Annotated in this window: 10 protein-coding genes; 5 read left to right on the plus strand and 5 right to left on the minus strand. The window is 41.1% G+C overall.

Annotation, left to right across the window (positions count from 1 at the left end; all coding sequences use genetic code 11):
- Positions 1–244: 244 nt before the first annotated feature.
- Together AC3WLU_RS03695 and AC3WLU_RS03700 are read right to left on the minus strand one after the other, a co-directional pair.
- Positions 245–2,251: a penicillin-binding transpeptidase domain-containing protein gene (locus AC3WLU_RS03695; RefSeq protein ID WP_369315146.1), complete on the minus strand. Its 2,007-nt coding sequence runs from the start codon at positions 2,249–2,251 to the stop codon at positions 245–247.
- A 150-nt stretch (positions 2,252–2,401) separates the two neighbouring features.
- Entirely contained in the window at positions 2,402–3,838 is a 1,437-nt protein-coding gene (locus AC3WLU_RS03700; RefSeq protein ID WP_057278158.1) for a hypothetical protein, read from the minus strand.
- Between the two features lie 468 nt (positions 3,839–4,306).
- Here AC3WLU_RS03700 and AC3WLU_RS03705 point away from each other — a divergent pair, with 468 nt between their 5' ends.
- Positions 4,307–4,450 (plus strand): hypothetical protein, encoded by a 144-nt coding sequence (locus AC3WLU_RS03705; RefSeq protein WP_156404388.1) that lies wholly within the window; start codon positions 4,307–4,309, stop codon positions 4,448–4,450.
- A gap of 28 nt (positions 4,451–4,478) precedes the next feature.
- On the opposite strand, the gene AC3WLU_RS03710 is transcribed toward AC3WLU_RS03705, so the two are convergent.
- The gene (locus AC3WLU_RS03710; protein ID WP_063574667.1) at positions 4,479–4,796 is read right to left on the minus strand and encodes a hypothetical protein; all 318 of its coding nucleotides are present in this window, start codon (positions 4,794–4,796) and stop codon (positions 4,479–4,481) included.
- Between the two features lie 547 nt (positions 4,797–5,343).
- On the opposite strand from AC3WLU_RS03710, the gene AC3WLU_RS03715 reads away from it, so the two are divergent.
- From AC3WLU_RS03715 to AC3WLU_RS03725, 3 genes are all read left to right on the plus strand, one after another.
- Positions 5,344–6,237: a helix-turn-helix domain-containing protein gene (locus AC3WLU_RS03715; protein ID WP_492596841.1), complete on the plus strand. Its 894-nt coding sequence runs from the start codon at positions 5,344–5,346 to the stop codon at positions 6,235–6,237.
- A gap of 484 nt (positions 6,238–6,721) precedes the next feature.
- Positions 6,722–8,347, plus strand: coding sequence for a hypothetical protein (locus AC3WLU_RS03720; protein WP_057278161.1), 1,626 nt, complete (start codon positions 6,722–6,724; stop codon positions 8,345–8,347).
- Complete coding sequence (locus AC3WLU_RS03725) at positions 8,340–11,312, plus strand: DEAD/DEAH box helicase (protein ID WP_492596842.1); 2,973 nt, start codon at positions 8,340–8,342, stop codon at positions 11,310–11,312. Before AC3WLU_RS03720 ends, AC3WLU_RS03725 begins: the two co-directional genes overlap by 8 nt.
- Positions 11,313–11,444: 132 nt before the next feature.
- On the opposite strand, the gene AC3WLU_RS03730 is transcribed toward AC3WLU_RS03725, so the two are convergent.
- Positions 11,445–12,053 carry a LysE/ArgO family amino acid transporter gene (locus tag AC3WLU_RS03730; RefSeq protein WP_440439336.1) on the minus strand — a complete coding sequence of 203 codons (609 nt, stop codon included), beginning with the start codon at positions 12,051–12,053 and terminating at the stop codon, positions 11,445–11,447.
- Between the two features lie 124 nt (positions 12,054–12,177).
- On the opposite strand from AC3WLU_RS03730, the gene AC3WLU_RS03735 reads away from it, so the two are divergent.
- Entirely contained in the window at positions 12,178–13,623 is a 1,446-nt protein-coding gene (locus tag AC3WLU_RS03735) for an aminotransferase-like domain-containing protein (RefSeq protein WP_268564564.1), read from the plus strand.
- 69 nt (positions 13,624–13,692) lie between these two features.
- Here AC3WLU_RS03735 and AC3WLU_RS03740 read toward each other — a convergent pair whose 3' ends face one another.
- The gene (locus AC3WLU_RS03740; RefSeq protein WP_063574662.1) at positions 13,693–14,109 is read right to left on the minus strand and encodes a hypothetical protein; all 417 of its coding nucleotides are present in this window, start codon (positions 14,107–14,109) and stop codon (positions 13,693–13,695) included.
- Positions 14,110–14,294 lie beyond the last annotated feature (185 nt).

Genomic DNA, 14,294 nt, shown 5'->3' on the forward strand with positions numbered 1-14,294 from the left:
AACATAACGGCCTGGATGATGTCACTCTGTAAACATCATGATTTCAGGACGTCCCGAGTATACTAGCAAGTTATTGAACTCCCTTTTTACATTCTGTATGCACGACCCATTCTCCTTCAAATCCAGTTTCATTGCCGCCACAAATTAGAATCCACAACCAAAATAAAGCAGGACATGGAAGAAGCCAATGTCCTGCTTTTTAATGTTTAAATGCTTGCCCAGTTCTGATGGGTGACTTTTTTCTTTACTTTAAATACTTCTTCAACACCGGTTTCATTTGGTCGACAACGACATGGCTGCCGCCTCGTCCTTTTACATCTTCCATCATCCATGCCATGAGAAGTTCCGGGTCTTCTGTGTCCATGGCAACAAACCAGCCGTTTTCTGTTCCGTCCGCGTTTTTGGATGCCTTGATTTCAGCAGTTCCCGTTTTGGCAGCGATTTTGATGCCAAGATCAGCTATTCCATGTCCGCTTCCCTTAGGATGCTCCACTACTTGTGTCAACATCTTGGTGACCTGATTCGCTTGGTCTGCTGATATCGCATTTTCTTTCCATATTTTCTTTTCTATTTTATCTCCAGTTATTAAGAAAGGTGCAGGAATGTTTCCTTCATTCAAGAATGCAGAATAGGTCATGGCGAGGTGGAGCGTGCTCATTTGAACTTGCGCTTGACCATATCCGGCATCTGCCAATCTTCCCTCACTGTCGATCTTGCCAATGCTCGATGCTTTGATCGGATAATCATAATTCAAAGACTCATCAAATCCGAAAGCCTTGAGTCCATTCGTGAATTTTTCCTTTCCAAGCCCGAGAGCTTTTTGGGCAAAGTAAATGTTGTCTGAATAAATTAATGCCTTTTCCATATCGATTGGAACTCCAGGGTCCGAAACCCTTGTAATGGAATGATCTTTCCATGTCGATTTGGCCCACGTTTTCCCTTGGATATTGATCGACTCTTTCGGATCCACACCATTTTTCAAGGCGATCGCCGCAGTGAGGGCCTTAATGGTTGAACCAGGTGCAAACGTCGAACTGAAGCGGTTCAGAAGTGGTTTTTTCGGGTCTTCTTCAAGCGCTTTTTGTTCTGCTTTCGTTATTCCGAAAATATATTTATTAGGATCGAATGACGGACTTGAAACAAGTGCAAGCGTTTCGCCTGTCTTCGGATCAATTGCCGATGCCGATCCAGTTTCGTTCTTATATTGCTTGAAGATATCCTTTTGAAGCTCGGCGTCGATGGTCAATGTAATTGTTTCTCCCTCTTCAGCAGGCTTTTCAGCAATCACCTTTTCTTCGCCATCTTCGGTTTTAATGAAGATTTTACCGCCAGGTTTGCCTTTAAGCCGCGCTTCCAACACTTCCTCAAGACCTCGCTTGCCAATAACATCACTTGCGGTATATCCTTTTCCTTTCAATTTCTCCAGGTCCTCGGCCGATGCCTCACCGACATATCCGATTAGGTGGGCAGTGGCCTCTTTATACGGATATATGCGCTCTTCCGTATTATTGACAGATACCCCGGCAATGCTCAATAGCTTTTCCAAAGTTGCGCTATTATCATTTGACATTTTCTTGATGGGAACGAAATAGCTTGGCTTTACCCATGTTTGTTTTAATTTCTGATTCACTTCGTCAGTGGACATGTTGAGGATTCCAGCGACCTTTTTAACTGTTTCGGATTCGTTGGCCATTTTCTCTGGCACGATTCCCACTTCTGCCACCGTTCCATTCATGGCGAGGCCGCGTTCATTTCGATCGACAATTTCCCCGCGAATGGCTGGATACGATTCAACCGATACCTTCTCACCAGCTTCCAATTGAGGGAATATGTAGCTCTCATCCCACTCGATGTACCAATTTTCTTCCTCGCCTTCCCCTTCCTTGACAAGTGTCGCTTTATGGTCAGAGCTGACTGCGCCCGCCATAGTGGACATATCAACGGTATATGCAAGGCTTACCTTTTCTCCATCTTTATGATTTTTTTCTTCTTTTGGCTGTTTATAGTCCACCTTTAATTGGTCGGCTTCAATGCCCGTATAGATTTTTTCATAACGCTTCTCAAATTCATCCGCACTGATTTCTTTCCTTGTCTCAGGTGACAGATACTCGTACATCTTCGTAAAATCTTGTTTATTCCAAAGCTTCGTGTATGCCGCAAAGCGCTCTTCCGGACTTGGCTCGTCCGAGCAACCGGCCAGGAACAATACGCTCATCAACAATAAGCTGGAAACTAAAGCTAGTTTCTTCATGATTTCCTCCTAATGAATAGTTAGAGTGATATACCTATAGTTTAGCAAAATATTAGGGGAATGGGGGATTTCGTATGCCGAATTTCTTCATTTTTCTAATTTAACCATGTTTTTTCTAAAACAAAAGTCCTGTACATCGTGTACAGGACTTTAAAGCATTCTTTTTTTTCGGCTTTTTTTCTCTTGCAGCCATTTTTTCAGGAAGAAAAAGCCCAGGATGGCTGAAATGATGAGTCCGCTTGTCGTTACAATGACAGCTACCCATTCGTATAAGGTGTAATCCATATACGCTTTCCATGGTAATTTCCCTTTCCAATCTTCAATGTATAGATTCATTCCGAATATACCGGAGACCACCGTATAAATCGTTAGTATTTGCAAAAGATAATTACTGCTTTTCCCAGACAGTTTATCCTGATTTTGATAAAGGTAGGAAAGTGTTTCCTTCACCTCTCTGTAGAGAGGGGCAATCCTGAAGGTTTCATCCGTTTTTTTGAAAAGCTCTTTACCGATTGCCGTACTATTCACTTCAGTGAATAAGTACTTTGCAGAAAACTGAGTGATCATGAAAATCAGCTGTTCTGTATCCGATTGATCTTTTTCCACATCAATCTGGGAATGTTCATGAGCCAATTTAAGCAGTACGATCTTATAATAGAAGAAAAGCAACAATGTATAAAAATGCTGGCCGTACATTTCGCTTGCCAGTTCTTGTTCCAGTTTACCTGTCGCTTTCGTGACACACGCGAAATGATACATGCTAGTTACATAATAGGTTTCCTTGCCCCACCTGTCATATACCCTTTCTTGATAATACTTTTCTATATAATCAGGGTTTAATGCGCCTATATATGGCTCACCATCATTGTCATACCCGTTCAGCTCACTGATCCGGAATAAATCATTTTTAGAAATATCACGATTCTCAGGGAATGCCGTATAACTGATCACATACATTCTTTCATCGATGAAAAAGGGCAAACTCCCAAAATAGGTCGGATCCGCTTGTTCTTCATCTATATATTCCTCAATAGGCGGCAACAGTTCATTGAAGATGAAATCCTTCACTTGTTCATACTGATTTTCCCGGCAGCCAACTTTCGTTTTTTCTTCATCATCAGCAATCGGTTCGAGGATTCTAAATGTATCGCCAAAATAGAGCACATCATTATGTGAAAGCCCTTCAGGTAAAGTAACACGAAGATTCATCATGCCAATATGAAATGGGCATATGAAGATATCTATAGAGTTAATAATAAATGGGGTATTTAGATAGGGTGATTCGAAGGTACAATCAATATCCAGTTTTTTCGTGAAACGCCGCAAGCCTTCCTTCTGTTTTGCATGACCCGGAAATAAAATCGGCTCGATGTATGGCATGAAATACTTTTCCAATTTACGGTGTGAAACTTTATGGCCGCCGTAAAATTGATTTTGTTGTTCCATATCTTTCAAGTTCAAAAAAACGAAATTGTCCTCAAGCAATTTCCCCACAAACTTTTCAATCATTTTTCCTTCAAGCGTAAATGGAAAAATGAACTGCTGGAAAGTTCGCTTCGTGGGATCATTCTTCACTTTCACATCCATAAAATATATTCCTCCGATTAAACTGCTATAACACAGGTTTAATTCATCTTGATTCTTATATATTTACCCATGTATATACAAACAAAACGAAACATAATATAGAAATAAAGTGGACAAATTATCCAAAAAACAAAAAGATCCCCCAAGCAAGTGCTCGGGGGCCATCGAAAAGAGTTCTTCAACCCTCTTCACTTTAGGGTACTAGAAACTGATGTTTCTAATGAAAAATCCGATATTCGGACCATTTTAGCATTTTTTTAAAGGATGATAAAACTCGAAATTCTTCCATATTTAGGCTTTACCACTTATTATCATCTAATTAATCCTTATATGCAGGGATTGACAGATGAAAATATAACTCTAGGAATAATTTGTGATCTATTGGCTCATTATTCTTATCCCTTTATGAGGAAACCACGTTTTAGTTTTAAAAAAATGGGTAAATAAAAAATACAAAGGAGAGACATCATGAAATCCGATAGATATAAACAACACTTTAAATTTTTTGAGAGAGCAAATAACGCTAAACCAAGTGAAAGGAAACAATTGAGCGATTTCATCAAAAAGAAAATGAATGCTCAAAACACTCATTTAAATGGTAAAAACTCATGACATATGGGATGTCATGAGTTTTTATCGTTTAAAATGCGATTTCTTTTCCCTGAAGGTTGTGCTTCACACATTTTTTGATACCGATTACATTCAAAAAATGTTTAATTTTCTTCATTGAGGTTGCCTGATATTCATCCGCAATGGAAAACTCTTTAATATAGGCAATTTTTTCTTGTACATCTGTATCTATATGATCTTGGCTGTATTCTTTTTCATCTGATTTTTGGCATGTGTACACCACAGCTTCACCAATATTCCTTGTTGCCTTATCAAAATAAAAAGAAAACACAATGGCACATTCATCATCGTAAAAAGAGGGTTGAACTTTCATATTAATATCAATCATTAACCTTACACCTCTCTCCGTTTTGTTATTTACACTATAACAAAATCATTAAAAGGAAATAGGCGTTACAAACTACCCTCACGTTTCTTCCACGCCTACCAAATGGACCTTACTCTCCCCATTCATAGATAATTATAACTACAGGAATATGCGCAAAAGAATAATCATTCAAAAATGATAATAAAAAAACATCTTCAATTGAAGATGCTTGAATCAGTAATAGTAAGCTTCATTTACTTATTTATATAAACCTGGAAGTTCTGCGTAAAGGCCTGGTAATTCGCTAGGGACAATAACAAAAGCAGCGATGATAAGAAAAGATACGACTAATGCTTTAGTACTTTTTTTCATAGGTCATTCCTCCTTTTCTTTTAAAAAAATATTGGTTAAAATAGAAATAAATTCTATAGTTATATTTAACCACACTTCTTAAAACCATATATTTCGACTAAAGAATCTATTTAAACCGTTCAGGACCTGTACATACCGCTTTCACCGATTTTTCATAACAAAATATAACTCTAGGCATATTTTAAGGAGAATCAAAATGGATTTTTTTGCAGTTGGACAAAAGATCAAAGAACTACGTAAACAAATCGGGTTTTCCCAGGAAGAGTTGGCAACCGGTATTTGTACACAAGCACAGATCAGTAAGATTGAAAAGGGCGATGTCTACCCATATGCATCCACTCTCTATTTAATTTCCCAACGTTTAGGCGTTGATGTAAACTATTTTTTCGATATTGGAATGACCCCTAGGCTGGATTACGTGGAAGAAGTGATTTATCAATTAAAAATAGCCAGAAGAACCCGAAATTATGAGGAAATGCAGCAAATTGTAAAGGCTGAGGAAAACAGTCCCCTCTTTCTTCAGAATAAAAAGAATCATCAATTGATTCTTTGGCACAAGGGAATATACGAATATGAAAAAAATAAAGATTTAGATAAAGCCATCGATTTCATTAATCAGGCCATAGCCATTACTCATACGACAGACAAAATTTATTCGGAACGGGAGCTTGAAATCTTAAGCAGCCTTGGTGTAATGTATGTTGCCGAAGAACAGTACGAAAATGCATTCGCCTTGTTACGGAAAGCTTTAGATCACTTGAAAGCCCTGCCCTTTTTGACGGATAAAACGCTTAAGACACGTCTATCCTATAATTTCGGCAGAGTGTTAACACGCCTGGTCCGATACGAAGAGTCCATTGCCTGCTGCCAAGATGCCATAAAGTGGTGCCTCGAACATGACCAATTATATGCTTTAGCGGATTTACATTACCATTTAGGGTATAATTTTGAACTCGTAGGTAACTTTGAAGAGGCAAAAGAGTACTTGGAAAAGTCAGCTTTTCTATTCAATTTACAAAAAAATCATACCTTTGTTACATTCATCAACAAAAAGTTGGACAGTTGGAAGAATGAAATGAAAGTTAACTAATTTCATATTTTAGAGCCATTCCCGCGGGAATGGCTCTTCCCATTAACCAAGAATATGTATAATCTCACACTCATCATTTTCAAAACCTCTATTCTACATTTTAAATTCCAAGCCAAAATGAAGTATAATAAAGAGATGCTTCAAAAAACGCACATTAAAAAAGGGTTCCGGCCCCTCATCACTTAGTTTTGTGAAGCTAATGAGGATGAAGGATTCCAGGCATGTTCATCGTGAATGCCGGTTATTCCTGTTTATATCCGAACTGCTTATATTCAAGCGGATTTTTGACGATATTGACTTTTACAGGGTATTTATGAATATAACGGCAAGAAGCAGTGATTAAATTGAATAGAACGTAAAGAACGGTTCCGGCATTCGATCATATATACACAAAGCCGGGATGGGAATTACGAAAAGTTAAGAACTGATGGTTCATGATCATACAAAAATATATAACTAGGGCTGGTCCCTGAAGGAGGAGAGTATGGAGCGGGAGTTGTTGTTAGTTGGGGAGCGGCTGGCGGAATTTTTGGAGGCCGGGGATCCGGAAGATTCGGATGTGGTGAATCAAGGGCTCCAGTTATACCGTCAGGGGCTCGTTGATATTAAAGAAGAAGCGGTAGATACGATTGCGGCTGAGGTACAGGAAGAGACACGATTTAAGGCTAGGCTGAATCTGCTCTCCCCACAGGATGGAAGCTGTACATGTGATTCAAGGTTCATTTGCCGGCATCAAATGGCCGTTTTCTTTTCTGCATATTCCGAACACGCTAGTGTTTCCGAATGGCTGGGCGATTGGAAAGCACCTAAAAACGCCTCAGCCGCCCAAGCACTGCAGCAGGTGAAACCGGCAAGTGAATTACTTAAACAGGCGGCGGGGAGATCCATCACCTTAGATAAAAGCTATCCATCATGGAAGCAATTCGTGAATGATGCCTTTGCGGAACATGTCGAGCCCCATATAGGCGAGGCTACTTACATGATTGAAAATCATATACAAACTTACTTTAAACGCCTTAGCTCAAAAGCTCCAATGGAAAGGGAATGGAAGTTGCTTTATCATTTCGTTACGCAATTTTGCACAATGCAGCAGACACTGAGAATGATTCAGCTGCATAAAAGTGAGACGCAAACGATCAGGGTCTTTTATGCACTTGCTGTCGACTTGGCAGAGGAGCTGCATGAAACGGTACAGCCGCTAAGCAGGCAAGCGCGGCCCTTCGCCTTTGACCCCTTCGTTTTCAGCATCAAGGAAGATGTAGCTAAACTGCTGGATGGAGGGGAAGGCCTCGAATATGAAAAGATCGACCTCTACCGGGAGATATGGAGCTACTTATTCTCCAACTCCTCATGGCGTAAAGAGGAACTTGAACGAATCAATAAAGAACTTCCCGAGAAGTATATGGGCACCACTGAGAGGACGTCCTATACCCTCGCAGCCATTCACCTATCCCTTTTGGAAAACCATGATAAACAAGCGATTGAGCTTCTGCTTGAATTGAAGAAGGATGCCTGTCCATACATTTTTTATTGGCTGAATCTCCTGGCTGAATCTGAAAACCGGGCACGGGCCATTCCTTTCATTGAATTCATCAATAATAATGTTCAGGAATTCCTTGCCGGTCTATCCGATTATTATAAACGGGTAGATTTCGTCCGGACCTTTACGACTTTAATTAACAGTTGCTGTTATAAATTAAAACGAACTGATTTGCTTGAGAAATTTTACAGGGCCACCCTTCCGCACAGCTATTGGAACTATGCAAATTTCCTTTTTGAACAAGGACAATACAAAAAATGGGTGGAGATGCATATTTACTCGGAAATCAGCATTGACTTAATCAGCAGTGAATCCATCAAAGAAGTGGTATCAAAAGAACCGGAACTAATCCTTCCCCTTTATTATCATGCGGTCCAGGAAAAAGTTTCTTTGAAAAACAGGCCTGCTTATAAGCAAGCTGTCCGTTATTTGAAAAGGATGCGCACCATCTATAAAAAGAGCAAAAAGGAAGACGTATTCGAACGGTATATACTTTATGTAGCAGATTCTACCAAACGGCTTCGCGCTTTCCAAGAAGAATTAAAAAGGGGTAAGCTTATCGATGTTTAATCCAGGGAAATTAAAAATCAAAATAGCCGCTCTCGAAAACGGAACTTACGCCCTTGGTGTCGTCAATGAAGAGAATACCTTCCTCACCACGAATCATATACGCAGGCTGTTATTCAACTGGGATGACGCAAGCTTTTATGGAACTAAAATGACTACGGATATAGTGGATGGAAATCAAGTATTCATTCTTGACGCTTGGGGACTTCTCAACTTTTTTGCGAGGGAAAGCTTTAACTCCTTCATAGAATGGGAATGGTCCGAAATATCCTCCCTTTGCCTGTCAGCAGCGCCCGTTCTTCATGAATCCATAGAAGCTGGAATCCCCGTACCGGATTTCACTAATCTTCAATTGGACTCCATCGGCTGGAAACTGCCGGAAGAAGTGGAAGAGGAATTCGTTCCGTCCTTTTGGGAAGAAGAAATATCTTTGGATCTTCCTTCACCTGAACCGGAAACCAACCGTACTTTTATCGAAAAGTGGTATAACGGTGCCGCTAACATGTATTTAAAAAACTATTCACCCATGCAGCATAAATGGAGTGAAGCCGTCGGGGCGTTAAAGGATACACGACTTTCCCCCGAAGAATTACAGGCCTTTTTTGACAAAGACAGCTGGCAGGAATGGCTCGGTACCCTGCCCGACCCAAAACCATTCACCATAGGTCTCCGTTTAACTGAGCCTCCTGAGGGTAATGGGCCTTGGATACTCGATGTTACCCTTCGTTCCAAAAGGGATGAGAATATCATTGAAACATATACAGGAAAAAAACTGCTGCGGGGCTGGAACAAGTATGCAAGTGATGTGGTTCGTGCCACGAAACGCTGGCAACTCGTCGTGCCATGGCTTGGGGAGAATGGCCGTCTGAAAAGGGAGATTTCGGAAACGGACGCATGGGAGTTCTTGACCGATGCAAGCGAAAAGCTCCTGTTTCTTGGCGTCGAAATTCTCCTTCCATCGTGGTGGCTTGCCTTGAAGGAATCCTCATTGAAGGTCAAGGCGAAAGTGAAGAGCCAATCGAATCGCGGCCCGTCTTATGTAGGGTTAAAAGCTTTGATGGACTTTGATTGGCGATTCTCATTAAATGGCAAAGAGCTCACTGAGGCGGAGTTCGAGGAGCTCGTCAATGAAAAAAGGCGGCTTGTCTTCATCCGTGGCCAATGGGTCAAGCTTGACCCAGCTTTCATTAAACAAATTCAGGAGCTTATGGAAACAGCCAATGAAAAAGGCATCCAACTGACTGACTTGCTGCAGCAGGAACTGTTGAATGGCGTAAATGAAGATGGCGATGATGATTCTGAAAATGATGAAATGCTTCGGATTCAATTTGAATTGAACCAGGAGCTCCGTAAAATGGTGGGAAGGCTCAGGGAAACCAAGAACATATCCGTCCTGCCCGTCCCTAATGCACTTCAAGGAGATTTACGCCCCTATCAAAAACTGGGCATGAGCTGGCTCCTTTTTTTAAGGGAGCATGGTTTTGGTGCTTGTCTGGCCGACGATATGGGACTTGGAAAAACAGTCCAGATGATTGCCTACCTGCTTCATGTGAAAGGCAAAGAAGGAGCTGGTGAAGAGCTGCCCGCTGCGCACAGGGACGAACAAAAGAGTGAACCGATCATCGTTGAAGAGGATCGCGGCACAGAGAGCAGTGATGAGGCTGAGGTCATTGCCACTGCCCCTGAATCCGTCTCTGTTCAATCGGCGCTCATCGTCTGCCCGACATCGGTCCTTGGCAACTGGCAAAAGGAATTGGAAAAATTCGCACCTTCACTTAAAGTTCACCTTCACTATGGATCGAATCGTGCTAAAGGTGAAGCATTTACTAAACTGGCAGCCGAACATGATATTGTCTTAACATCATATGGACTGACCCACCAAGATGTGGCTGAACTGACCTCGATCCACTGGAGCAGCGTTATCCTTGATGAAGCACAAAACATCAAGAATGCCCAAACGAAGCAATCCAAGGCGGTCCGAAAGCTAAATGGCAGACATCATATCGCCTTATCGGGTACGCCGATGGAAAACCGTTTAAGTGAGCTATGGGCGATTTTCGACTTCATCAACAAAGGATATCTCGGAACGCTAGGTCAGTTTCAGGAAAAATATGTGGCGACCATTGAGCGTGATGAACAAAAGGATAAAATCAAGGAATTGCAGCGTTTGATACAGCCATTTTTGCTTCGCCGTACAAAACGCGATAAGGAAGTCGCTCTTAATCTTCCGGATAAGCAAGAACAAAAGGAATTCGTACCGCTTACCACCGAGCAAGCATCGTTATATGAACAACTGATTAAAGATACATTCACTGATATCGAACAACTGTCTGCCTTTGAGAGAAAAGGCATCATCCTCCAGATGCTGAATAAGCTAAAGCAACTATGCAACCACCCAGCTCTTTACTTAAAAGAGACGGAAAAGGAAAACATCATGAAGGCACCTAACCGATCAGGCAAACTCGAGAAGCTGACCGAGCTTATCGATGCGGTCCGCGAACAGGATGAAAGCTGTCTCATTTTCACACAATATATCGGGATGGGCAATATGATTAAAGAATTGCTGGAAAAACGATATGGCTTTGAAGTGCCATTCCTGAACGGGAGTGCGAACAAGAAGCAGCGTGATGAAATGATCACCCGATTCCAAGATGGGGAATTCCCTATTTTCATACTCTCGTTGAAAGCAGGCGGCACGGGTCTTAATCTTACAGAAGCAAACCACGTGATTCACTATGATCGCTGGTGGAACCCAGCTGTTGAAAATCAAGCCACCGACCGTGCTTACCGAATTGGTCAACAGCGTTTCGTACACGTTCATAAGCTTATCTGCACAGGGACCCTGGAAGAAAAAATCGACCAGATGCTTGATAAAAAGCAAGCCTTGAACGACGAAATCATCAGCAGTGACAACTGGATCACTGAACTTTCCACAGAGGAAATCAAGGACTTGGTCGCTCTTCAATAACCAGATTTCACGATTATGAGATGATTGAGGGCAAAAAAAGGGAGAATGCATATATGATATGCATTCCCCTTTTTTTATACATAGACGTCCTGTTATACATGGCATCGTTTGGTTCGAAAACGTTTATCTGATTCAAAAAAGCGACTTCACCATATAGAGGGCTGTAATCCAAATGATAATTGCAGAAATTTTATTTAATATTCCAAGTAATTTTCCAGATGTATCAACCTTTTTCAGTAATCGTCCCGCAAGACATAATCCGTGGAACCAGCACCATGACACAAAGATGCACGTCATGGTGAAAATCATTTTATCTTTTCCTGAATAAACAAGTGAGCTCGAACCGATTACACCTATCGTATCCAGGATTGCATGCGGATTCAGTAATGATACGGACAGAGCAAATACAATTTGTTTTTTTGTCGACATCTGCATGGATTGGACACCTGACTGTGAGTTTGGTTTGGCAAACCAAATCTGAAAGCCCATATACAATAAAAATATAACGCCGATTATGATTAATGTAAGGCGCAACCAATCGTATTGCATGACAATCAACGAAACACCTAAAATAGCTAACAGAATGAGCACCGTATCACAAATTGCAGCCGTGATCGTTGCTGGCAATGCTTTTTTTATTGTAGGTTGGATTGCTCCTTGATTAAAAATGAAAACATTTTGCACTCCCAATGGAAGTATCAGCCCTAATGCCAATAATAATCCATGAAAAAATGGCCCCATATGAATTCCCCCTTCCTTCATATTCAGTATAATGAATTAAACAAAGGAATTGACCATCCAATTGGTTGGTCTCCAAACCAACCAATTTATAATGAATATAGAACATGAAAGGAGTGGTTTTCGTATGTTTATCGAATGGGGGCCAAACCGGTCTTCCGCGCAATCACTTCACCAACAAATAGTAGATTGGATCAAACAACAAATTACACGGGGGGAATGGCCAGTTGGCACTAAGCTTCCATCACAACGCTCATTGGCCGACTCATTTGGCGTAAACCGAAGTACCATCATCACAGCCATAGATGAGTTGATTGCAGACGGATTATTGGAAACTAAGCTTGGTTCTGGCACATTCGTTTCCAATAATACATGGAATGTGCTCGTCTCCAGCAAACAGCCCGACTGGAAAAACTATGTCCGGAATGGCCTTCATGAACCTAATTTAAAAACGATTCAGGATATTAATCAGTATGAAACGGACACTGCCATCATCAGACTAGGCACTGGTGAATTATCTCCAGCTCTATTGCCTACAAAGCAAATCGAAAAGACGTTGCGATCCACTTCCTTTGATGCGCACTCATTAGGATATTCCGAACCCAAGGGTGACAAGAGACTTCGCCAATGTATAAGTGTTTATTTAGAAACAAAAGGGATCAACGCAAGTCCCAGCTCCCTCATGGTCGTTTCTGGCGGGCTTCAGGCACTCCAGTTGATTTCAGTTGGTTTACTTCAAAAGGGATCGATGATTTTACATGAGTCCCCTTCCTATTTAAATTCCGTCCACCCTTTTCAATCTGCGGGCATGCATTTAGTAGGCTTATCAAAACAAGGACGTGAAAGTATCCCGACACAAATGAAGCGCATCAATGGACGGAAGAAAGCGTCACTGTTTTATACTGTCCCAACGTTTAACAATCCAACGAATACTACATGGTCAAAAGAAGAAAGACTTAACCTCCTATCACTATGCAAAAAAGAACAGATCCCGATTATTGAAGATGACGTATATAGTGATTTGTGGTTTGATGAGGAACCGCCGCCGCCATTAAAATCCCTTGATGCAGATGGCCTTGTATTGCACATTGGCAGCATGTCCAAAACTTTAAGCCCAGGATTGCGCATCGGCTGGATTGCTGGCCCCATAACTGTGATTGAACGTTTAGCGGACATCAAAATGCAAATGGATTACGGTTCCAGTGCACTTTCCCAACACCTTGTGGCAGAATGGTTAGCAAATGGTCAATATTCTAAGCATTTAGAGTGGCTAAGGCAAAAGTTGAAGGAACGCAGGGATTTTACATTAACTCTTCTCAATCAATATTTTAAAGGGCTGGCCGAATGGCAAATACCTCAAGGCGGATTTTATATATGGCTTAAATTATGTAAACCCATCGTGAATCCAAACCTTTTCAAGCAAGCGATAAAGGAAAACATACTTCTTAATCCGGGATACATATACGAACCAAATAACCATACACATATACGGCTTTCATATTCATACGCCTCGGAGGAACAATTAGCTTATGGCATCCAAACCCTTTCAAAGATCATTCGGCGGTTGGTTTGACATCTCCAAGGATAGGAACGCTCATCATGGCGAAACATTAATGGAGCTGCCGTGGCAGCTCCATCCATATCACTTATTGGCAGCTTTCATTTTTACGTTCCGCTCTTTTTGCTGGATGATGAAAAAAGAATGGTGATAGCCATGATTGATCATGATATGATCGAGGATTGCAGTAAGCGCCTCCCCCTTATTCAGCTGATAAGTCTCTGAACTTTCCTCAATGATGATTTTTCCTTGGTGGGGGTCATAATTAATAGATGTTTTAGCACCACTTTCAAAAAAAGAAAGGGTTACCTCCTGACATAGAGGAAAATCCTGATAGGGTGAATCTGAGCGGGGATCCTTTTCAAAGGGAGAATGGACGTGCTGAAGTGCATCAAAGAAACTCGTTTTTGTAAGATATGACCTGTCGCTTCCTCTCCTTTCGAATTTCACTGTAATTGCAATACTAGTTACTTTATTGCTAGATTTCTTCTTATAATTCATAGATACCCTCCTTTTAATAAACCCTTTATACCTAATTCTTTTATCCTATTCAATATACCTGCCGGATAATGAAAAAACTTCCTCACCAAGAGATTTCCATATTAACACGGTGAAATTACAGTAAACTACTCCAGCTTCACGAAAAATTCAAAATCCGGATATCTTATTACGCAAAAACGGCCCTC

It is taken from the genome of Peribacillus sp. FW305-BF15, assembly GCF_058783805.1.